This window comes from Psychrobacter sp. 1Y1 (assembly GCF_051847395.2).
Classification (GTDB): domain Bacteria; phylum Pseudomonadota; class Gammaproteobacteria; order Pseudomonadales; family Moraxellaceae; genus Psychrobacter.
Genome location: NZ_JBPYDF020000001.1, coordinates 592,878 through 617,018, shown reverse-complemented (window position 1 = coordinate 617,018; position 24,141 = coordinate 592,878). Strand labels below are relative to the sequence as shown.

General features: G+C 41.7%; 18 protein-coding genes and 3 tRNA genes. All 21 read right to left on the bottom strand.

Translation table 11 applies throughout. The features are described from left to right. Positions 1–30: 30 nt before the first annotated feature. Positions 31–1,530, bottom strand: coding sequence for a fused MFS/spermidine synthase (locus ACS8FA_RS16665; RefSeq protein WP_439264208.1), 1,500 nt, complete (start codon positions 1,528–1,530; stop codon positions 31–33). A gap of 60 nt (positions 1,531–1,590) precedes the next feature. Further along, complete coding sequence (locus ACS8FA_RS16660; RefSeq protein ID WP_439264206.1) at positions 1,591–2,763, bottom strand: serine hydrolase domain-containing protein; 1,173 nt, start codon at positions 2,761–2,763, stop codon at positions 1,591–1,593. A 127-nt stretch (positions 2,764–2,890) separates the two neighbouring features. Beyond that, a complete protein-coding gene (locus tag ACS8FA_RS16655; RefSeq protein WP_439264204.1) occupies positions 2,891–3,412 on the bottom strand; it encodes a pilin in 522 nt (173 codons plus the stop codon). A gap of 325 nt (positions 3,413–3,737) precedes the next feature. Further along, positions 3,738–4,238, bottom strand: a complete 501-nt coding sequence (locus ACS8FA_RS16650) for a type IV pilin protein (RefSeq protein WP_439264202.1) — start codon at positions 4,236–4,238, stop codon at positions 3,738–3,740. Beyond that, entirely contained in the window at positions 4,238–4,801 is a 564-nt protein-coding gene (locus tag ACS8FA_RS16645) for a type IV pilin protein (RefSeq protein WP_439264201.1), read from the bottom strand. Before ACS8FA_RS16645 ends, ACS8FA_RS16650 begins: the two co-directional genes overlap by 1 nt. Next, positions 4,801–9,363, bottom strand: a complete 4,563-nt coding sequence (locus tag ACS8FA_RS16640; RefSeq protein ID WP_439264199.1) for a pilus assembly protein — start codon at positions 9,361–9,363, stop codon at positions 4,801–4,803. The genes ACS8FA_RS16645 and ACS8FA_RS16640 overlap by 1 nt, the downstream gene beginning before the upstream one ends. Positions 9,364–9,534: 171 nt before the next feature. Next, positions 9,535–10,350, bottom strand: coding sequence for a PilX N-terminal domain-containing pilus assembly protein (locus ACS8FA_RS16635; protein WP_439264197.1), 816 nt, complete (start codon positions 10,348–10,350; stop codon positions 9,535–9,537). A 129-nt stretch (positions 10,351–10,479) separates the two neighbouring features. Next, positions 10,480–11,514, bottom strand: coding sequence for a PilW family protein (locus tag ACS8FA_RS16630; protein ID WP_439264195.1), 1,035 nt, complete (start codon positions 11,512–11,514; stop codon positions 10,480–10,482). Between the two features lie 2 nt (positions 11,515–11,516). After that, entirely contained in the window at positions 11,517–12,050 is a 534-nt protein-coding gene (gene pilV, locus ACS8FA_RS16625; RefSeq protein WP_439264193.1) for a type IV pilus modification protein PilV, read from the bottom strand. Further along, complete coding sequence (locus tag ACS8FA_RS16620) at positions 12,050–12,538, bottom strand: pilus assembly FimT family protein (RefSeq protein ID WP_439264191.1); 489 nt, start codon at positions 12,536–12,538, stop codon at positions 12,050–12,052. Before ACS8FA_RS16620 ends, pilV begins: the two co-directional genes overlap by 1 nt. Positions 12,539–12,833: 295 nt before the next feature. Beyond that, entirely contained in the window at positions 12,834–13,670 is an 837-nt protein-coding gene (locus tag ACS8FA_RS16615; protein ID WP_439264189.1) for a ComF family protein, read from the bottom strand. 75 nt (positions 13,671–13,745) lie between these two features. Next, positions 13,746–15,194 carry a phospholipase A gene (locus ACS8FA_RS16610; protein ID WP_439264187.1) on the bottom strand — a complete coding sequence of 483 codons (1,449 nt, stop codon included), beginning with the start codon at positions 15,192–15,194 and terminating at the stop codon, positions 13,746–13,748. 384 nt (positions 15,195–15,578) lie between these two features. Beyond that, positions 15,579–17,699, bottom strand: a complete 2,121-nt coding sequence (locus ACS8FA_RS16605; RefSeq protein WP_439264185.1) for a protein-disulfide reductase DsbD — start codon at positions 17,697–17,699, stop codon at positions 15,579–15,581. Positions 17,700–17,746: 47 nt separating this feature from the next. Next, the gene (locus ACS8FA_RS16600) at positions 17,747–18,202 is read right to left on the bottom strand and encodes a protein-disulfide reductase DsbD domain-containing protein (protein ID WP_439264184.1); all 456 of its coding nucleotides are present in this window, start codon (positions 18,200–18,202) and stop codon (positions 17,747–17,749) included. A gap of 338 nt (positions 18,203–18,540) precedes the next feature. Beyond that, the gene (gspG, locus tag ACS8FA_RS16595; protein WP_439264298.1) at positions 18,541–18,978 is read right to left on the bottom strand and encodes a type II secretion system major pseudopilin GspG; all 438 of its coding nucleotides are present in this window, start codon (positions 18,976–18,978) and stop codon (positions 18,541–18,543) included. A 521-nt stretch (positions 18,979–19,499) separates the two neighbouring features. After that, on the bottom strand, positions 19,500–20,702 hold the full coding sequence (gene gspF, locus ACS8FA_RS16590; protein ID WP_439264182.1) for a type II secretion system inner membrane protein GspF: 1,203 nt from the start codon (positions 20,700–20,702) through the stop codon (positions 19,500–19,502). A gap of 83 nt (positions 20,703–20,785) precedes the next feature. Continuing rightward, on the bottom strand, positions 20,786–21,847 hold the full coding sequence (locus tag ACS8FA_RS16585) for a hypothetical protein (protein WP_439264181.1): 1,062 nt from the start codon (positions 21,845–21,847) through the stop codon (positions 20,786–20,788). 319 nt (positions 21,848–22,166) lie between these two features. After that, positions 22,167–23,102: an AraC family transcriptional regulator gene (locus ACS8FA_RS16580; protein ID WP_102094695.1), complete on the bottom strand. Its 936-nt coding sequence runs from the start codon at positions 23,100–23,102 to the stop codon at positions 22,167–22,169. 442 nt (positions 23,103–23,544) lie between these two features. Further along, positions 23,545–23,620, bottom strand: a tRNA-His gene (locus ACS8FA_RS16575). A gap of 41 nt (positions 23,621–23,661) precedes the next feature. Then, a tRNA-Arg gene (locus ACS8FA_RS16570) sits at positions 23,662–23,738 on the bottom strand. A gap of 105 nt (positions 23,739–23,843) precedes the next feature. Continuing rightward, positions 23,844–23,920 (bottom strand) — tRNA-Pro (locus tag ACS8FA_RS16565). Positions 23,921–24,141: the final 221 nt, after the last annotated feature.

Here is a 24,141-nt window from a genome sequence, read left to right as displayed (position 1 = left end):
TCCTAATGTATTATCTTTAATATCAAGTAGTTAAAGACTTTCAATTGAATGATAGTAATACTTATCCAATCTGGGCAAATCATCAGTATGTACTTTCTGATTTTTATTGAAAAAGTCCACTTGCGAGAGCTTTTGACCATTTGGGCAAGCAAAATTACACAGCATAAGATTTTGCAAATCTGCGCTATTATTTCTAGTAATGACATATGCCGACTCGCCAAACACTTCATACCAATTTTTAAAAAGGGTTTGGGTATACCCATGTTCTGTTACCGGTCTTCCTATTATATTTGCCATAATAAATTTGCTAGTAGCTTTAAATTTAGTAAGTGCTTCAAGTGTATATAAATTACTGGCCACAAACCTACCTTGAAAAGCATCAATTAACATAAAATCATAAGTAAGATCATTCTGACGAGTTAGATAACCTCTAGCGTCATCACCTATAAAATCGATGTTTTTGGCTATAGGTGCTTGTAAGAAATGAGCTTCGATAATCTTTGGTAAGTCTTTATCAATATCAATAACGGTAAGAACTGTATCAGGATTATGATAAGCGACTTCGCTAGGCGTCCCCATACCCGCGCCGCCTAAGAATACTAGGCTAGCAGGTGAGGTTTGTTTTATGCCCTGTACTGTAATCTCTCCATACCAATGACAGTTCTTTTTAGTCTCGTAGATCCAACAACTGCTTGTTGATTGAGTAGGGTTATCAGAAATAGTGACTGCAGTTTTACCCTCATAAGTAGAATAACCTATAAACCAAGCCCCTGTTGACGTTTGATAACCGGTATCTACCTTATTAATATATATAAAAACTACGGTAGTGATAAAAGCTAGCATAGCTAATATATAGTTCTTATAATGTAAACTGGGTTTAGCAGTTTTGGTATCAGCATCTTTATTTTGGATGTAAGTAGCTAATCGGGTACAAAGCAACGTGCTTGTCGCTAATGCTGCTATAAATAAAGCCAAACTACTCATTAGACCAATATAGGGAAGTAAAAGAATTGGGGTCACGGTTGAACCAAATACGCTACCGATAGTAGTAACAGCGACCATCATTCCTGCATTCTTCCCGGCATCGACATGGTCTTGACTCTCATACTGCAAGGTCAAAAACTGGGTAATCAAGGGTATACAAGTTGAACCAAATGCTAGCCCTACTCCGTACAGTAACCCTACACCCATAGCCGCCACAATAGGGTTATCAGTACTCGAAGTCATCGCTGCTAATAATGGCAGTTGTATGATGCAAGCGATAGCATGGGAAACAGCAGATAATGACAATACGAAACCTGCTTTTAATAATGCTTCTCTTGGCGTACGGGTAGATTGTGATAAACGACCGCCATACCAATAACCAATAGCAATTGCAATTAATACCATCGCTAATATTACACCGGTGATAGAAATTGAAGATCCGATATAAGTAGCTGATATTCTAATAGAATATATTTCAATACCGAGACCAGCAAAACCTTCAAGCAGAGCAATAATAAGACATATCGCTGTAATTTTCTTTTCCATAACAATAATCCGCTAACAATGCTTAGTTGATTTTATTGGTAAAATTATTTTTTAGAGATGCTATATGTTATTAGCAAGCCGATATTGGTAGATGTATTCAACTAATTGCGATATATGATTTGGATCTTTTCTAACATTGGTTAGCATAGCCATAGTCCCACCTTTATCATCAATGATTAATAGAGCCGCTACCGAAACCATAGAACCATCTCGCCAATAAAAGCGTAAGTGCGAATCGGTACTGTATTCATAACCCATAAAACCATGACAGCCTCTAGCTACAGAGATATCACATGCGCCATTATTAGGCCTATTAGTAATATTAGGCTGCTGAGACTTTTCCATATCATCAACAATAGCAACTAAGGAAGATGCATCACCATACAGGCCAGCCGAAGAAGATAATGACTGGTAGTTGTAAAACTTATATAACGGCTTTATAGCGTTATCCACAATTGGTAGGGTTTCGTTATCAGTGATAAAATCAAAGTGATTAAAGTCAGATAAATGATAGCGTTGCCTTATAATATCACGATAGGATTGTTGATACTGCTCCTCGGCGATACGCGATAACAAACAGTAGCCTATATTGGAATAAATCATTTTTTCATCAGGGGAAAATTGTAATTCAGTTTCCGCTAACTGCTCAACATGATTAGGGCACCAGGGATTAGCCGTAAATATATTATCACCAACTCCAAGTATTTCTCGATCAAAACCCGCAGTATGTGCTAGCAAATACTTAATTTCAATGTCAGTAACCCTAGCATCCTTGTAGGTTTTATTGCGTAGCTCAGGCAATAGGTCAACTAGCTTATCGTTAAGGCTGAGTTTACCCTGACGTACTAAGTCTAAAATGAGGTCTGCAGTAAATACTTTGGTTACACTAGCAAATTGATAGATAGTAGTCGGCTGTACTGGTATCGGCGTGTTCGAATTATTTATCAAGCCTGACACACAAGTAGATAAAACGCCTCTTGGCGACTTATAAGCTAACGATATATTTTCTAAAGGGTCATGATTGGCCTGTTTCATCACTTCTATTGCAGCCTCACGTAACCATGAGGCTTCACCCTGACAGCGTAAATCATATTGCAGTTGCTGCAGCTGGTACCAATCATAAGCTTTATCGGGATAAGGCGATTGATCTATAGCAACAGCTAACCCTGCGACAGCAAAAATTAAAATAATCACTTGCCATAGGGCTATTTTACTTTTATATGAATTTTTCACAGCTATGCACCTATCAAGTATCTTAACAAATAATTCTAAATATTTTATTTAAGCACATAAAAAAGGAGCGTAAATTACGCTCCTTTTTAAAATTAAAATATATAGTAGCTTATTATTAAGCTAAAGATTAACGGCAAGATGCTGGTACATATTTTTTGTCGCCAGTGAAAGTACATATCCAAGTACGGATAGGTTTGTTAGTACCTTCAACATAATCTGCTGCTATCATAGGAGTTTGACCAGCAGAATCACTATAAGGAGTTAGTTTAACTTCTTTGTCATTAACAGTAGTTCCGATACCACGAACTTTCACAGCAATTTGACCAGCTGTAGTAGTAGTAAGGTTTGAAACGTATTTGCTACTTACAGGAACCACAGTTGAAGCGGGAGCAGGAGCAGGATCAGTACCACCAGCCGTTGTGCTTTCACCACATCCCCAAGCATTAGCTGCCGGCGCAGCTTTAAGACCTGCATCAGCTGCTTCAGAAATAGTGTTTTTACAAGCAGTTGCTGCTAACACTACTTCGGTCATTTTTGCACGAGTCGTATAATCCTGATAAGCAGGTAAAGCGATCGCAGCCAAAATACCGATAATAGCGATAACGATCATCAGTTCGATTAAGGTGAAACCTTTTTGTGCAGTGTTCATAAGAACTCCTTTAGGGGTATATAAAGATAAGTGTCTATTGTTTTACTAGCATGCTTTATCTTTAGGGATATAATAAGTTTCTTTCTTACTATAACTATTGCAGGTAACATGCCAAAACATCACTATTATTGTTTTTATAGCTAAAACAAGGCTATAACTCCTAGTTCTAGCATCACTTAGACATTTATTGTCTTGTTATCCTTACATACCATTACTAATGTTGCTACTAAACTACTGAAAATTGTCAATTTGAATGTATTTCAGTAGTGAAAAGTAAACGCATCTGACAATTTTTGTCACTTCTCTACAAAATTTGTAAGCTTTATCATTTATTCCATTCGCCATCTGTACCGCAAGTATTAACTGTTTTAATCACTCGACACTTTACGCCAACATAATTGAGTGTCATTCTGCCGTCATTGGCCATCTGAGTCCCTGTTATCGGCGTTGCGGTAATGATCCATTTGGACGTAAGAGGACCTAGCGGAGGTAGTGGATCTGGTGGCGGCGAAACTGGTGCAACTATTGTTTCAACAGTGACGTTATAAAGCGCAGTGCCTTGCTGAGGATAATTACCAGTAAGCCCTGTTCTTAGAGCGTTGCTATAGCTGCCTTGTGCTAGCTTGCGGCTTTCTATAGTTGAGGCAATGTTTTGCATTTCAGTCATCATATCAGCGCGCTTGGTTTTGATGACATAACTTTGATAGCTAGGATAGGCGATGGCAGCTAATATACCGATAATAGCGACTACGATCATCATTTCTATTAAGGTAAAACCGCGCTGATCTTTAGAAACTCTGTTGTGCTTATAGTGATGTATTACCATTACCACTCCTCCTGACCTGTGCCGCAGGTAGTTGCGGTAATGGTGATACTAGTGGTATTTTGACAGCGTACGCCTGTACTGGTCATTAGCATATTGTTTGCGTTTTTAAATATACCTGCGCCATTCGGTGTGGCCAGCATCTTCCACGTTCTACCCGTTGCATTATCGATCGCTGTACCAGTGGTTACTAAAGACTGAGTAGGAGTAGCACCATCGACTAAAGTAATTTGATAGCGATGACTAGTGGCATTACTACCTTGTGGCACATAGATAATCGTGTTGCTAGCATCATAACCGTAGCTTGCTTCGTTATTGGCACTGTTGATGACTTGCGGTCTAAAACCCTTATAAGTCAATGCGGATGAGCGCCAACGTTCCAATTGTATCTGCAGCTGCAGCATCTTTGCCTGCACATCACGTTCAGCATTTTTGACCACGTATTGCCGATAGCTAGGAATGGCAATAGCCGCCAGTACAGCGATAATCATCACGACCACCATTAGCTCTATGAGAGTAAAGCCTTGACTACCGCGACGGACTATATTGCTACCCTTGATATGCATTATTTACCCTCATACCATTGTGTTGGCTTTAGGACGAAGCGTTCTGTATTGACCAGATCAGGCATAGAGCCATCACCATAAGCTTGCTTTGGATCATTTGCTGGGTTGTTATCGCCATCCCCACTACCGCTAGGGCTAGTACCTTTATTGGTATCTGCTCCATACCCTACTCGCGCGGCATCTAGTGCGCGCTCATCAAGCGTTCGGTTACCGAGCAATACTGTCGCATTTAGATTGTCTTTATTAACGGCTCCAAGACTAAGCTCCTGGATACCTTTACCTGCTGGAGTAAAGCCACCAGTACCTGTTGTAGAAGTATCGTTCATACAGATGCCATATGGTAGGCAATACAGCTGATACTCTGAGCCACCTAGTGTCTGTGCATTACAGGTGTTGTCTTCGCCGTAGGACATATTAGGGTCATAGGCAGACATGTACAGATAATTGTTGATGACACGATAATCTCCCATCGCTTTGACATCTGGGACATTCTCAAAACCAGCAAAGCGTGTGAGTGGGTAGTACCAACCGTGTTTTTTATTACTGCCTGTACTGAGCATCATGTTGCTCGCTAGACCCAGCTTTTGCTTACAAAGAGTAGAGTAAACAAAGGCGCCGCTTGCGTCAGTCTTGTCGTTACCTGCTGTGTCTTTTTCTGGTCTGCAATATTTGCCAATCATATTTGCATCGGTGCTAGCAGTGGTAAGCTTGGCGCCACCGAGCTGTTCTAGATTGTCTTCATTCAAATCGTTTAACGCGAGTGTTGCATTCGCTTTGCCATCATCGCCGAGGTTTAGTATGTCTGCATGAGTGACATCTGTATCCATAATGCCATACAAGCGATTGGCAATTGCTTGAGTATCGCGGCGCTCAGATAGTGGCGAGCTACGATCGCCTGATGCGACATTGACTAGAGCAAATATTTTGTTTTGATTGTCTTTGTAGAAGCTGACTACTGGACGGTTATAGAAGCGATAAGACAGACCTTTTGTGGTATTGCCACGTACCTTACTTGATGCATCTAAGACTCTTACCACGCGTACTTCTTTAAACGCCTTGTCTTTTTCGTTGATAAAGTCAGCGCGGAAGACGTTGCCACCTAAATCAGCGAAATATAGGTGATCGAACAAACCATCATTGTTACGATCGAGCGGTGTGACACCAGCGACGATACTATGGTATTGATCGCTCTCCCATGCCCATAACTGTTCGCCAGTCTTGGCATCTGTGATATAGATAGAGCTGCCTTTGGCTTTAGCGGCTTTAGTTGGCACATACTCTGGGTCTTCATATTTCATGTCATAACCACCACCAAATATGATGACATCTTTAAATTTGGTGTCACTTGCCCCTTCATTTAGACGAGCGGTGGTTACCTGATTCCATATTTGTCCGACATTGGCATAACTCTTACTGGCTGTATTGGCCACATTGGTTTGTACGCCAGATTTATTTTGATGCAATCGCGCAGTATCAGGGCTATCGACGTCTGGGGTAATACTGAACAATACTTTTGGTTTATCTTTATCAGCCAAATCTAGAGCGTATAGACCGTCACCGCCCATGCGAAAGCCACCATAAGCAGACATCGGCAAAAAGTTACTGGTATTGGTTGCACTATCCAAGTCAGCACCTGTTGGCTTATACAGCTCGACTTTGCGACTCTTGCTATCGCCTGTCCCAGTCGCTTGATAGCGATACTTTGCACTCACAAGCCAAGGGGCATCAACGCCAAAGCTTAAAGTGCCTTCAGCCCCTTTGATTAACGCTTTTGGCTGCTTGCGGAACATCTCCTGCAGTACGAGTGCCCACTTCTCTTCACCAGTATCTGCATCTACCATGTGCAGCGCGCCATCCATAGAGCCAAATAACAGGTAATCATCACGGTTATCAGCCGTTACTTTACCCATCTCATCGACTTCGGCACCATAAGAAACCAAGGTGGGCTTTGAATGAATAATACCGCCTACTTGACGAATAGTGTCAGTTGGAAGGTGGTTTTGCATTTTCATCTCGTCTATATAGGTAACCGTACCGTCACTATCTCTATAGTCAAACAAATAATCGACGTTGTAGCCCAAAAAATTTAGCATGATACGTTTTGATTGCAGAAGGCTAAAGCCTCCAGAGTTATAAACAGCATCGTTAATCTGTGGAAAACCAGTTGGCACCCCATCGTCTCCAACGCCCACCTTCACAACACCATCAGCAATTTTGACAGAACCTAAGTCATTATAATTTTCAAAAAATACATTACGTGTACTAGCAGGCGAGCTAAGATCTGGGGCTATCAACTTGGCATAAAACCCACCACTGTTGATGGCTGAGTTGGCTAGCCCAGGCACTGAGGTCTGCTGCCATATATCAGCTGTCGCATCTCTCAATGCACCGCTATTATCAGCATACAAGCGGCCATTTTTGCCGTATAAGGTACCGTTTTTGGTTTCATATTTTTTGAGGTTACCTGGCCATACCATTAGCGTATCACCAACTTTTGGCTCAAGCATCGGCAGATAGGCATAAGGTAAAGTGGTGCCGGTTTGATAAGGGTCTTCTGGAACGCTAATTGTACCCGCAGGCGTAGTATTAATAGTTTTTTCTAGATCAGCAATAAAGGTTTTTACGCTATGAGAAATATCATCCGAGCTATTTGTATAGAAAAAGCCACCATCACCATAGCCTTCACCTCCCCATAAGCAAGCATTTTTAGCATCATCATTGGGAGCTGCATTACAATTATAAGTACCATCTACATTTTTAGGAATACCAGCAAATGATGAGCCAAATCCTGCGACTGCTGTTTTTACAATTGCGCTTGCAGGGTTTTTAGTCTTATTATTTAGTCTTTTGGCATATTCACCAATATATTCCCAACCACCATTTTCGCCAGCAAACAGGTTCGATTGTAACGCTGGAGATACCAATCCATTAGCTGGCGGTGTGGTTGTCAGATTACCATTATTGCCTAATGATGAATTCATGATGGCACTAGCCATCTCAGGTTTAGTAGAGTTAGGTGCGCCATCAGTTAAGAAGAAAATTCCGTTTCCATCACACTGTCCAGTTGTTGCGATTCGTTTATAATTACTACCATTTTTAGAGTCGGCAACAGAATAATCAAAACCACCTTTTAAATTAATACTCCCATTAGTTTTCATTGAAAATGGACTGGTACGATACACAAATAAGCCTTTACCTGTTCCTTGATTACTCGCTCCTTCGGGCTGTCCCCAGACTTTTCCTGTAACAGGTTCAATATCTAGTGGTTCATATGCTACTTTTTGCCAACCACCCATTCGATATCCCACGGGAAGGTTATGCATAAATCCCCAATACCCTGCTATATTAAGTATTTGAGAGCTTGTTAAAGAGTTATTATCTTTATCCTTATATGAAATATACCCACCATTTACCGTACCTCCTTGCCATGCATTAGAACACTGAACTACGTTATTCGTCCTACCAAGCGCGTGAGTAGTTGATCCAGTACTTTGATTGGTACATATCCAATAGGTTTGTCTATTATTAATATCTCGCATAATTGCATAGCCGTCATAAACGAGGTCTGCAGTGTTACCAAATGATAGATAGGATTGAACGCTACCAGTTGTTGTACCAAGCATAGCGGCCCCTGCTTCAGCATAAGCCTGAGCTGTTGGTGTACCACCGGAAGCCTTGTATTCGTCAGGTTGGTTCCAACTTGAGATATAACGTTGGCTATTATTAGAACCATTTTCATTAGTGATTGGATCAACAGATTTGAACTCAGCCAGTTTCGATGCTAGCTTATATCGTTGCACGGCATTTAACTCTTTAGCTGCCACTAATATAGTACCTGAATGGCTATCCACGAGATTGTTTTGAGAAGCACCAACTTTGTATGGGGTTCTAGAAGAAAAATGGCCTAGACCCATCACAATATCATCTTTAATTCTGTTATCGCTAGTGGTATCAGCTAGTAATGGAATCATAGCATCCTTGAGTCGCGACAACCGATCATAGATAATATCTGCATCTCCTTTGGCTACCCCAATTTGTTGATTCGGCTTACCTGTGTTTTTGATATATTGGCCTTCAGCCGTTTTATTATAGCAACCACGCATATAGTAGGTAATTGTCTGACCATTAATAGTTACAGTCTTAGCCTGGGAAGGTGCGTCATAAGCAGATACGCTTATGACATCATTGGGTGTAGTACTATTACCACTAATTTCTCTACTGCTCTCTAACTTACATAATGATACAGTGACATCACCAGGGCTACCATAAGGATTTATTTTTGGTATGACTAGTGAGCTTAGACCCATCGAACCTGAGGTATCGATCATCATCATTAAATTAGTCTTAGCATTTGCTGCAGGTTGATAAATACTTAAATCACCAATACGGCTAGTAGACCCATCTTGATTGACCGCTGCTTGAGACATCGTCATACACATCATACCCAGTACCGCAGCACTTAAGCTAGAGATGCGCCACCATGAGTTACGCACCTGCTGAGGATTAGGTTGGGCAGCCGTCACTGCTGATGCATGATAACGATTGAGGCGTTTGAGTTTCATAAGGTTATCTCCTGAGCACGGCTAAGATAGACGCGATGATATATAGGGTAATGCAAATATAATATAAAAATTAATTGTATATTTGGTATAAAGCAATAATAAAACGAAGTTATATTGTTGCCTTTAAATAAACATCTTCTGACTCATCGCAGTATTTGTGAGTCTTTGCTATTAGATATCATTACATAATGAGCTAGCACTGCCTGTGCCATTACTCTTGCCAAAATAGGTGCAGTACTCACTGCTCTTTGTATTAACTACGTCGACTTGCTCTACCACCATCTTATTGGGTATGTTGTTGTTAGTCATACACTCTGTCACACCACCACTATCTATCGAAGCATCTTTGGCAAAACAATCATAAATCTTGGTAGTATCTGCATTACCATAAGCAGGAAGAACTGACGTCGAGAACATCTCAAAGGTATGCATTTTTGATGTTTTGGCATCTGAATCTGAGCCTAAATCCATATGTTCAAATGCTTCAGAGTTTGCTGTACTGCTGACGTCTTTTATCATGACTTGCGTCATCGTGGTATTACGCGCGCTGGTATAGTCACCTGCGTTCTCTGGATTACAGTAGCCCTCATTATTCGATAACAACTTACCCGAACCACGGCGTATCACAGAATTATCGACATTAAAAAATGCTGAGCGCGGACGGTAGCAGAAATCAATAACATCATTATTGGCACCATCATTAAGAATATAATGCCCAAAAATGCCCGTAAAACCCATGATTTTTATGTGCTCATCACCGCTAGGAGGTCCATTTACCGTGACTTCAATCTTGTTATTTACACTGTCAGAAGATTGCAGCAAGATGGTGTTTATCTGATCGCTGGTCGCAAGCTTTAAGTCAGTGCTACTGTTGCGTACTGCAATGACACCCACAAGCATAATCAATACCAAAAACAGTAGCACTACAATCAAGACAGCGCCATGCTGATGAGATAACCCTGTGGGGTATGAGTGATTCGTTTTCATAATTGATTACTGCCTTTATTTAGGTAGCTATAACGAGTATATGGTATTTAATGATATCGATAAATCAAACATTAACTGATGCGCCTTAGCCACTTGATGAAACTGAACGCTTGGTATTCATCGTTACTGTTATCCGCCTGTGCCTGTACCTGTACCTGTACCTGTACCTGTACCTGTAGCATTGTCAATCACACGCATAACGCGAGCATTACGTAATAAAATATTAGACTCATAGACACGGCGTAGATATTTTGGTGCGTTAGTTTGTGCTTTTAGTGTTTGTGTATTGCCTAATATACCAAAGGTTTCAGTACTAGTTTCAGGACTATTTGCAGTACTACGAGCGAGAATGGCCAGCTTTATATTGGTAATAGGTGGCTTGCCAGCACCTAAAGCCATATAGTCTTTAACCGTCATATCTGCATACTGCGCTGTCGTTACACCACCTACCACTAATGAGCGCTGTATGCCTAAGCGAATATTGAACTGGTCTATGTTTTCGATGATGGTCTGCCCTGCATCGGTGAAGCCTGAGACAGTGCCATCACTTGCTATACGTCCAGCATCACAATTGAGGTTTAGGTTTTTTCTGGCACTGCCTGTCGGTACCGCACTGCCCTCTGTCACAAAATAACGGCTGATGACTCGCGCATCTACTGGAATCTCTGCGCCCTCACAGTCAAATAATGGGCGTCCAGTTCTATTGATATATTGAATTGTTAACTGATCACTTTTCACGTCCGTATTGGATAAAGTGCCGTTCCATTTATCATCACCGCTACCACTTGCATCCATGTCTTCACTACGGGTTAAATAACTTACCCCCAAGTCATCTTTGGTGATTAGGTTAACAGTAGCATTGGCATCTTTACTGGTTGTGAGCACTACACCGCCTAATGCCGTGGTATCATTGATCGCGATACCAGCATTACCCAAATTGGCAAGCCTAATTTGAGGCTCAATCGCTTGTAAGCCAAATACCGCTTTGTCTTGTATGTCTGAGCCTGCCGTTTGAATACGATCGACACGCTGACTAGTGATAAAAACCTGTATGACAGCTGCAGATATTAGCAAGCCTAATACCAGCGATATCATAAGCTCAATGAGCGTAAACCCTTGCTGAGCGATACTACTGCTTTGGTTAGCTGGTGAGTTATTACTCATAATCAATAAGCCTCAATTATGCTACAGGTGCTACCACTTTTATATATACCACTCTCTGTAGCGCATGCCTTGTCATCACTGTTACTCAGTAGAGGCTTGGTATCTCCCCACGCAGCAATAATACATTTTACTTCAGAAAAACTAACCGTTGCTGTGCCTGGACAGATAACCATCTTGGCTTCTATACCATAACCCTTTAGCTTGTTCACTGCTATCTTGGCTTCTTTGGCTGCGATTTGCACATCGGTACAGCTGTCTGCCAAAGATAAGCAGCTGCCAACACCAATGGTGGGCTCGGTCGTTACAGGATCATTGACCGCGTCTTCATAAGTATCTAACTGCAAAGAGTTAGATCGCATGTTTTCTGATAACCCTCGTATGACACTCATCGCCTGTGTGCGTACAAGACTTTCATCTGTTGCGCTGATTGCCCGTAGTTGCAAGGCACTAAATCCCAAAACGGCAACTGACAGCAGAAGGACAGCAACCAATACCTCTACCAGTCCAACGCCTCGCTGGGAACTTTTGATATTCATTAGCAACTCCCCCCAGACCTTATTGAGATATTAGCCAGTGCATTTACTTCAATCTGTTGAGGGCTAGCAGCGTCATTGCTATCACAAATGGTATAAGTACGTGCTGTGGTGACACGCTTACTGGGCTCAAAAACGGTTGTCGTCGCTGTATCTGGTTTGATAGTGCTGCTGCTGTTATAGCTATAACTTGAGATAGCAGTAGAGCTAGGAGCCGTAATGGTGATTACTTTGGGTGTACTAGCATTGTTGTAGCTCAAAGTAATATTTTGACGGCGAATGACACTCTCAACTCTCGCCTCTTTTAAGGCATTAGCCAGCGTGGCTGTTGTTGATTTGACTCGTTGATTGGCCAGCTGTGTACTAATACTAGGCGCAGCCAAACCTACAATAATGGCAAACACGGCAATCGTTACCATCAGCTCTATCAGGGTAAATCCTGAGCTGCTCATTTGTAGTTTAGATGGTAGATTATTTTTAGATGCGTTCACATCAAATCCTATTTATGGCTGTGTGCAGCTCTAATTTCTTAAGGGCAATACATACCTAATTTTTATAGTAATGAAGCTAGTATATCTCGCCTCATTTTTTGATTATCTATAAGACTTCTATACAATACTGTATTGCAATTTTTATTCCATTTGACTTGATAAACAGTGTCGTAGTAACGATTATGTCGAAAAGTACAGAGAAATAACAAATTTATCTACATTTTATTCATAATATAGCGGTAAGGTAACACATTAGCAACATAATAGTAGACACCAATAGATTAGTGATAATCTATCACTGGTTACCGTGCGCTAATGCATAGGCAAAAAGATGATATCCATGGGAGGGTTGATGCTGATCAAGCGGTGCAACGCCGAATGAGCTGTGCAGTGTACGTCCTAATGCTTGCAGGCTAGCACCAGTGGTGGCAACATCATCGAATAAGATAATACGCTTGACGGCTGGCTTTTCGATTAAGGCAAAGGCATTGTCCAAATTATTCAAGCGTTCAGCACGGCTCAGTCCTTGCTGACTGATGGTGTTATCAATACGCTGCACCCCATGCCACAATGGTATCTGCCAATGTTTAGACAATTGGGCAGATAGAATACTGACAGGATCGAACCAGCGTTTGACCAATCGTTGACTGGTCGTTGGCATAGCAACAATCACGCTGTTATTGCGATGACAACCGTGTGGACGCGGTAATTGACGTATGGCATGTAACAGTAATGGCAATTTCGTCATATCTTCTTGATGCTTAAATGCTCGGATAGCTTGACGTATTGGATACTCGTAGTAAGTAGAGGCTTGGATAGATAGAGATATACTAGGAGCGATATCCACTTCAAAAGGTCTTGGCAACCAAGTAATATCGTTGTGACAGTGAGTACAAAGTAAACCACTGCTCAAATGGCTGTTTACTTGATGAACGATATTAGTAAGAAAAGAGTGTTTCTTTAAGGCTATCCGTGTAGGCGGCGCATTCGTTATATTATCTAGGCTAGATTGTGTTTGATGGTGCAGTAGTTGAGATTGTGGTGTACTACGATAAATACGGCATAGTTGGCAGCGCATATCCATATACTCTGCCAACCACAGTCCAGTTTGATAAGGCGCTAAGCAGCGCATAAACTATTATTTGTCATAACTTATAATAAATTCCACCTATGTTAGAGCCTTTCCTAAAATGATGTCCGTTTTGAATTAAAGCCCTTTCCAATCGTTCAGTACGATACCGAAGCCGATAGAGGTATTTTCATGATTATAATCAATGATCGACTCACCATATCCTTGGAATAGCTGAACCATACCATTAACGTTCTCTGAGATAGGATAGATATAGTCGATTTGCGCAGCACCTTTATTGGTACCTGGATTGTAGCGCAAGGTACCGCTAATGCTCTGATCAGCCGGCAAATCATATAAGAATTTGATATCACCGTAGCCCATGTAGTCTTCGATATCTGGATTATCGTCATCACTACTACTTTCATTATTTACGCGAGCCCACAGACGCGGTATGACGGACAGCTTACCCCACTCTGCCCCTGCCATGAGATAAGCACGATTCCATGAACGTGATAATGGGTCATCTTGTCCATTCGAGTGATGCACAGCACCTGCGCCCAACATACGCAGACGTCCACCAAAAGGCAGGTCTGCTGTCACAGGTTGGGTTAAGAATATTTCAGGTTGATAATCGGTAGCACGAAATGGACGCGAGTTGTCTTCGTTATAAACTTGCCAATGTGATTCTTGGGTATAGCCAAACCATAGGTCAGCACTGGTATCAAACAAATCTTCTGCGACTTTTGTTTTTAAGGATAATTGGAACTTTAACTCAGTCTCACGTATGTCATTAGAATCAAAAGGATCTGTTTCTTGTGATGGTGTGCTTGGATTTAAATTGGGATCGAAGGTATAAAATAATGGCAACAGATACGTTGGTCGATATGGTCTGACCGTCCAAGTACCACGCTCACTGTTTTTATCTAGGTCATAAGATAGACTGAGTGGCGAGAATTTTTCGATGTCTGTTTGAGTGACACCTATATTTTCTAAAATTTGTGCCTCGCTATTCGTTTCAGCATCTACTTCTACGTTGCCATTTGCCTTCAATTTGCTGGCTGCTGTTTGCTGACTGGTCATCAAAATGGTATCTGCATCTTCAACTGTTGTCCCACTCATCGCCGTTTGAGACTCAGCCAATACCACTTTTGGATTACCTGAGACCGTACTTTGAAAGGTTTTTGCCAAATCAATTGGTTGTTTAGTTGAGGTATAGCTTGGCGTCTTACCCTGGTCAGCTACTTTATCAAAACAAGCGAGTCGAGCAGCACTAGACTGGACTTGAGTACATTCAGAAAACAGCTTGGCTTGCTGGGCAATAAATTCTTTGCTAATTATTTTGCCACTTTGTGTACCCACGTCAGAAGATATCGCACTGTTATCGAGACTCTGTGATAGGTCAAGATCCTCATATTCAAACGCAGCTTCAGGTGCTGGCAGTTCGTTATAGGTTTGAGAATCATCAGCAGCTTGTACTTGTATCGCGGTAAAACCCAACGCAAGCGCAACTGCAATACGAAGAGGCATATGTGCTTTCTGGTAAGACGGCTGCTGGTGACGCTGAGTAATGGTATGGGCAAACATAAGTGTCCTTTATCTAACTAGCATTAGCGCTAGCAGAGTATATGAGGTAATTAATATAGCCATTAGCGTTATCGCTAAAATAGAATTGACTGAGACTATCAGCTAATCGCAGATATTAGGAGCGAAAAAAATGACAATTAGTGCCCCTGCTGCATTGTTTCTTTATTGTAATGAAAATATAAGCACGATACTAGCTTTATCGATAGTTAAAATAAGCGTATATCAATATAATTACTTATATAACAAATACTTAATAAACATTCCATAGTATGAATTTAATGGCATCAAAAAAGCCAGCATACTTTCTTAGTATACTGGCCTTCTTAACATTCTTAAGAATTTTCGAAATATTACAATGGTTTCTTAAGTATTGATTGTTAGATATTAGTTGTTCAACGCCGATAATGTTTGCTCAAATTCTGAACGACCAATCTCACCAACTTGCTGATTTACTAGCTGACCATCAATATAATATAGTAGCGCTGGTGGACCAAAGAGTTGGTAACGAGACAACACGGCTTTTGAGTCCTCATTTGTCTCTGTAATATCGAGCCTCACTAGCTGCCAATCTTGCATTTGAGTTGGACGATTATGAAACAGGTTCTTATCCATAATCCGGCACTCAATACACCACTCTGCTGTCAGATCGACAATGACATTCGGATTGGCTGCGACAATGGCATCTAGCTCTGCAAGCGTCGTGATCGTTTTATCAGTGGTGCTATCACTATTCACTGGTTGACCAGACGTTGACTGTACCATCATCGGTGCTGCACCCAATGACGCTAGTGGATGTAAGCTATCGTCATTGCCCAATGCAGCGCCAACTATTAGGCAAGCCGCCCAAATACCAGCGATAAAGCTTAGTGCTTGGGTCAGCATACGACCTTTACCTAGCCAACTCCATGCCCATGTTGCCACGACCATAAACCATAATGCCCATACCATAAGCATGACTGGCGATATAAAGACGCGCTCAATCAATAGCAGTGCCACAGCAAATAGTAGTAAAGCAAAGCCTTGCTTAACCCAATTCATCCACTCGCCTGCTTTTGGCATAATCTTGCCTTGAGTAGCACCGATTAGGATAAGCGGCGCTGATAAACCAAAACCCAGCATGAATAAAGCGGCAAAGCCGAGCAACGGACTACCAATGGTAGAGACCGCTAATAATGCCCCAAATAATGGCGCAGAAACACAAGGTGACACGACTAGTGCTGATAGAAACCCAGCGATTAAACTGCCGCCTGTACTACCAAGCTTACTGTCACCTGCTTGGCTTAAGCCTTGCATCTTTCGACTGATTGTATGCGGCAAACGTATACTAAAAAGCCCCAACATATATAGCGCGAGCAATATAAAAACGATAGCAAAGCTGATGAGAATGATCGGGTTCTGCAGCCAACCAATAATACCTAAAGACTCACCGAATACTGCAATGACAGCGCCCAAAATACCATAAGCAGTCGCTACCCCAATCGCGTAACTGGTGGTCAAGATGACACCGCGTTTGACCGTTGGGTTTTGTTCGCGGGCTACAATGTTGGCCACGATAGGTAACATCGGTAACACACATGGCGTCAAGGCCAAGCCTAAGCCTGCTAAAAATAATAGTACTAATGCCAGCCAAGGGTGAGAAGCCAAACCAAAAGGATCGCTATCAACAAAACTATTGTTTGATGCGTTTTCGCTATTGGCCGTCTCGCCTGTTACGCTGCTATTTGCTGCAGAAATCGTATTCGTCGCTGCATTACTATCTAAAGAATCATACTCTACAGCGCTGTCATCAATGAGATCATAATCAATAGCCCCATCGTCTGTCAGTGCTTGCGCCTCATCAGGCAAAGTATTATCAAGAGCTGTTGAGCTTGCTTCCTCTGGTGTCGCCGTAGCACTATTCTCTGAATCGGTCGAGCTCGCACTATCTGCTGATACCTGCGTCGATGCAGCTGCAATATCGACAGTCGTATTAATCTTTTCAGGTGGATAGCACAGTCCTGCTTTTGCACAGCCCTGCCAGCCAACGACGATAGCGGCACCATCTATACTCTTGCCACTATTGTTTGTCAATGTGGTGGTAGCGACCATATTTGCTTGATCAAATACCAGTACTTTGCCAAATGTCGGATCATCTATCGAATATGGTGTCTGGCTAAAGGTAAAAGGTGCAGCCGTAACGCCAGCGGGTAGCGTAAGCTTAATTTGCTTTTTATAGACGTAATGTTCAGGAGTGATATCAAAATTAATAGATAACCGCGTACCTGCTTTAACAGGGGTGCTATCTGTACTCACCTGAAACGCTTGATCTACTGGCAAAAACTTTGACTTCGATGAGCTTTCACTACTACCAAAAAGGTCACCTAACCCTGCCGCTTGTACCGTTGATGTCGTTGACAAACCTGTCAGCAATGAGCCACTAGCGATAGCAAGCGCTAAGATATGGGATTTTTTCGAATGAGTAGATACGCTAAATGATGAGGACTTTGGTGATGTCTTGATGGACATGAATGGCTACCTATTATTACCGATATTTTAATCAATCTGCTCGATATTTATCTGCGTGTCGCAGCAATGTCTATCTTGGTTTTAACTTTTTCTGGTGGATAGCATAGTCCTGCTGTTGCACACCCTTGCCAACCAATAATAATAGGCGCGTTTTTGGATCCCTTACCATTACTGGTCGTCAGTGTCGTGGTTGCAATGACGCTTCTTTGTGTAAATACAGGAACCTGACCAAAGGTCGGATCATTGATTGATACTGGTGATTGATTAAAAGTGAACGGCGTAGCGTTTATTCCTTTAGGGAAGATCAGCGTAAGCTTATCCTTGTAGACATAATGCCCTGGTGTAATTTCAAAACTGATCGACAGCCGCGTGCCTTTGGAAGTCGCTTTGGTATTACTGACCACCTGAAAGGCTTCATCCACTGGTAAGAACTTTGATTTTGCCGAGGAGCTATTGTTAAATAAGTCATTTAACCCTGCTGCTTGTGCACTGATCGATGTCATTGACAAGACCGTTACTAATGAAGTACTTGCGACGGTTAGGACCAATTTATAAAGATTTTTAGAAAAATATTTATTAGACTGTTGAATCGACATAGATGATTACCTCTAATTGCAGTTTGCGATGACTGTTTTGCTGAGCGCTTAGATATATTTATAGCACTGGCTATCAAACTTGTATTGAACAGTAGGCAGTTTATCTACTAATAAAAAATATCAACCAATAAGGGAATATTGGTTGATATTTATAAATTGTTGAAAGTGCATGGATGAACGAATGTTTCATTCTACAAAGCTATATCAGTATCAGAATTTGTTCACTATACGTCTGTTACTAAGCTTTATAACTGAGCATAAAGATCCGCATCTTGACCTTCACCACCTTGTTGACCATCAGCACCTAATGAAAATAAATCGTAAGGTCGCCCTTCACTACCTGGTGCAACATACTGCATCTCATTTTCCCAGCCATCGGTCGGATAGCCACCTTTAATATACCCACCTTCAGGATAGTTTTTTGCATCAGCTGGCGGTGTCGTAAGCGCCTCTAACCCTTGAGCGGTCGTCGGATAGCGCGAATTATCAACCTTATACATATCTAACGCATTTGAGACAGTGGCAAGCGCCGTTTCAGTTGTTTTCACACGGGCCTTATCACTTTGACCAACTACTTTTGGTACCACTAATCCAGCAAGAATGGCTAGGATCACAATAACGACCATAATCTCGATAAGAGTGAATCCTGCTTGACCAGACTTTTTTATCGCATTGCGCCGCATAGCTGAAGAAGCGGTCTTATGGTCAGTTACAATATTTGAATGGGATTGCATATTCTGAATAGCACTTTTTGGCGTCATATTTACTTGGAATTTGTCAGTCATAGTCATCGCTTTGGTCATCACAGTTATGTAAATAGTAAAAGTGGCGTTCTATTGTGGCTCTCATCAATGATATATCAATGAGCTTTGAAACTATTGTCACTATAAACCATGGTTTTATTTTTATCCAGCGCTGTACCTAGTTTGGGTTTGCTATTTCAGCCGAAGTTAAATGTTAGCAGACTCTAAATGTATGACTGTTAAACCGTGCTTACTATAGCGCGGCGCTGGTGTTTGCCATAGCAAAAATAGCGTTCGTTCAACAATATACAACAGTAAGCAAACCTTAAGAAAGCTAGTCCAAGGTTTAGCAAGCAAGTTAGGTGATATGAATAGAGTAAAAGAGAACTAAATAGAGGTTTTGGAGATAGGAAGCTGTCTGTATGTGAATGACACAATGAAACATCGGCTAGCGACTGAACCTAGCCTGCTAAATCGTTCATATTAACGATAGGTAGCATAACCGCCATTACAATAATCATAACTACTACGCCCATCAACACCAGCATTAAAGGCTCAAGTAATGATAATAAGGTGCTGATAAAATTGGTTGCTTCTGCCTCCTGCATATTGGCGGCACGGCTGAGCATATTTTCAAGATCGCCTGAGTTTTCTCCACTTTTTATCATCTGTACCATCATTGGTGGAAAGTAAGTAGATTTCTCTAGCTGGCTAGACAAACTAGAGCCTTCTGTCACCCTATCAGCCGCAGTGATAATGGTTTTTTGGATATGCAAATTAGTCGTGACCGCAGCACCGATATGTAATGCCTCAATCAGTGGCACTCCTGAGCGTACTAGTATCGCAAGGGTACTGGCAAATCGCGCGGCATTTAATCCTTTCGACAATCTGGCGAGTATCGGTAGTCTAAGCACCACGCTATCAATGGTTAATTTACCTGCTTGCGTTTGGGCGAAACGGTAGAATAAAAATGCGGTACTTGCAAATACCAATAATATTAACCACCACCATTGAGTAATGATATTCGATAGCGTGAGGACGATTTGAGTAATTAAAGGCAGAGCTTGCTCAGACTGTTCAAAGACTTTAACAATTTTGGGCACGACGAAGCTCATTAGCCCCATAATTACCGCAATTGCCATTACCATCAGGACAATTGGATAGACCATGGCCCCTTGGATTTTCTTTTGGAGGGCAAAACGGTTTTCGGTGTAGTCTGCTAGTTGATTGAGGATAAGATCAAGATGGCCAGATTTTTCGCCTGCGGCAATCGTAGCGATGTATAACGGTGGAAAGCTAGCAGCTTGTTGCAGGGCACGTGCTAAGCTGAGCCCTTCTAAAACATGTGAGCGCACTGCAAGCATTAAGGATTTGATATGAGTCTTTGGGGATTGCTTAGCAACCGCTGCCAAGGTTTCCTCAAGTGGAATACCCGCTGCCAATAATACAGATAACTGACGTGTCAGCAATGCCAGCTCGTATGCAGACGGTTTTTTGTAGCGATTTTTGCTCTGACTCTGTCTGTCATTGACCGGGTTGACTTCAACGGGTGTCCATTGCTTATCGCGCAACTGCTGGCGAATTTGCCGCGCAGAATCCCCCTCTAGCAAGCCTTTTTGGACAACACCGTGGTCGTCAAGCGCTTTGAAATGATAGGCAGGCATGGCAAAAGATATCCTAAGAGGCTTACAGGTAGACAGTTATAATTTATGACTTAATAGAAATTTATTAATTTGACATTCAACGCTTAGAGCAGTGGCGTTGAGTCGTTACTATCAGGCATCAAACCTTGTAATAACAAGACATCCAAATGCTGCTGCTGTAGCTTTTTATCGAAGTCATTGACCTCAGCGATTAGCATTCTTTCAATACGTTTATCACTCGCAAAAACGCTCAAGCGCGCACAAATAACGGCCAACTGATAAATACGTTTTTTGCAATAACCGTCAAGGCCTTGTAATAACCTAACCATATGCGGGGTTTCAAGACTGGCATAATCATAGTCAGCCACGACTTGCTGGCCAAGGGCTGTGACGCCATAAGTAATCGACAAGTGAGCACAATAATAACAGCTGAATAAATAACCAACCACATGACCGATATAATAGCCTCGATCGTAGGTAAAGCTACTCACGCCAAAGTGCCCAAGTACATAGCTGTTGAGGCTACCTTGGTCACGAACTGGCTTGCCGTGCTTTAATTTACCGACCGTAGCAAAGCACAATGGATTGCGACCATCTTGAGTCGTCAGTTGCCAACCGGCGGGCTGCTGCGCAGGCATATGACGTACGATATCTGCAATAATGTCATCGACCACATGCAGCTGCTGCCAGAGTCTTTCGAGCGTATCCGTATCCATCAACCCACGCTTATCAAGCTGCTGCGCAAGTAAATATTGCTGATATTCTGCGAATTGCGGCTTCAGGGTTTGTACCAAATAAGTAGGACGCGTATTGGCAGATGCCATATATAACAGTCGAGTACGCTCATGCTGAGCACGATAAAGCGCAACACGCTGCGTAGCGACATTAGTTTCTTGAGCCACAGGTTTTGCAGCTACTGTAAGACTATCGGATGACTCAGATATTACTGCTTCAGTTGCTACCGCCTCGATATCTGACAAGGTAAACATCGTCAATAATGCCGCCTTATCAGGTGTCTCTACCGACTCATTTTTCGGCGCATCTTTGCTGACATGCGGGTTCTCTATAGCAGTGTTTTTATCAACATTACTTTCTGTTTTAGCAGTTGCAGCAGCCTCTTGTTGGCCATTACTTTCTGCATTTAGCTTTGCGGTCGGTTCAGTCATAACATACCATCAGCAGCGAAAATAAACATCGTCTCGATCCTTTTATATGCCTATCCTATAAGGACATATAACGCGCTATAACATCAACGCTTTTGTCTTGACGACTCATCAACCCATAGTACCTGAACACAGACTCAATGTCAGCTGCCCTTAACTAAAATAGCCATAGCAAGTTACCAAAGGTATTATAGATATAAGCGACTCAACGTTTATAAACAATATTTATTCACAAACTAAAAAAGCGCCAAGGACATATAAATGACCTTAGCGCTTCTTATCGAAACTCTACTTAAATAACTTAAATAAACAGCAACTAAAGCTATGCAAGATTATTCTGTCGATACTGCTGACGGTATGCTTTTGGCGAGACACCATACACACGCTTAAATGCCTGACTAAAAGTCGAATCTGAGGCGTAGCCCACCATCTCGCTGATACGGCTAATACTGTTTTGCTGTAAGCGTAAATAGCGAGCCGCCAATCGTAAGCGGTAATCGATCAGATAAGTCAGTGGCGGCATACCAACGGTATCTTTAAAACGCTGTGCAAAGCTGGAACGCGACATCCCTGCTACTTCGGCAAGTTGATGAATAGTCCAGCTTTCACTCGGTGCCCCATGCATTGCGGCTAGCGCCTTGGTCAAAAACGGATCCTTCATGGCTTTGAGCCAGTTTTCTGTGGCTTCAGGCAAGCTTTCAATATATACGCGCAAACATTCAATCATCATGATGCTTGCCCAATGATTGATTACGGCCGTTTTGCCCATACGCTCACGCTCAGCTTCTAGTGTTAGCAGCTTTATCTCTACATCAATCACTTCAAACCGACCGTCAGCAGCATCATTGAGTTCAGGCAATATCGGTGGCAGTACTGACAACAGAGGATTAATCATCTCTTTGTCGTACTTACATTCGATCAGTATCAAAGATGAATTGGGGTCTCCATCGCCATCAATATCAAGTGTACGCTCGGTACAATTACTCAATAGCTCATCAAGCGACTCAGCAACATCGCCATGATGGTTGAGTGCATAACTCACATGCTTGTGTGCATTCGGAATCATGATCATATCGCCAGCGCGAGCTTCTCGTAGACCATTACCAACATCAATGCAAAAACCGCCAGACATTACCAAGTAAAATAAAATGGTGTCTTTTCTAGTAATAGAATAAGACCAATTGCCAGTGCCATTTAGACGATAATACTTAGTCTCAAATAAATGCACGTTTTGTAGCAATACACTTAGTGCGTCCATCAATCAATTCCTCAATAATGCAGATTAATAACGATTCATCTTAAAAAAATAATACTCTTAATAACAAGTTCTGTCGGTTTGCTCTATGCCAATACTTGCTCCAATAAATAATTTTTATTAAATACAATGAATATGATAACATTTAAGCATAATGCATCATTTAAAACGTCATGTCTATTTACTTATTAGAATTACTAAACAATAATAGAGTAGACACGGTCACGCTAGGCCTTAAGGAAAACCTACAGGAAATGTTGATAAGAATTTGGGGGATTATCTAGTATTGAAGGTGCTATCAAACTCAATCTATTTAATATTATAAAGATAATATAGAGATAAAATCGAATAGGCATAAAAAAATCGCCATCAAGGGCGAGTGCTATTACTGATATATTTTTAGATTAAGATATGATTTGTATGTAGATACATACAGAATAAAATATGGGGCGACTGATGGGACTCGAACCCACGACAACCGAGATCACAACCCGGGGCTCTACCAACTGAGCTACAACCGCCATAACTATTGCCAAAGAATAGGCAAGATTTGCAGGCTAAATGGTGCGCCTGGCAGGATTCGAACCTGCGGCCACCTCCTTAGAAGGGAGATGCTCTATCCAGCTGAGCTACAGGCGCTCTTAGAGGACTTTTATATACTAAGCTTACCTTGCGATATATTTTACTATATCAGAAACTAAACCGTTATACATAAAAAAAAGCCTGTAAGGCTCTTAAAATAGATGGTCGGAGTGATAGGATTCGAACCTACGACCCTCTGGTCCCAAACCAGATGCGCTACCAAACTGCGCCACACTCCGAAATTCTCTATTATCACGATAGTTTGTTAATCAACTCGTTGTTGGCAATGCCGCTAACTTGTTAATGTTCCTCGCTATCGAGGTGCACATATTAAGGGGTAAAGGCGATTGTGTCAACACCTATTTTCGATTAATTTCAAATAATCTCTAAATTCTTTCAAAAAAGGCATTCTTATAAAAATAGTCTCTTTAAAAACCTTCGTTAATTATGATTCTTATGA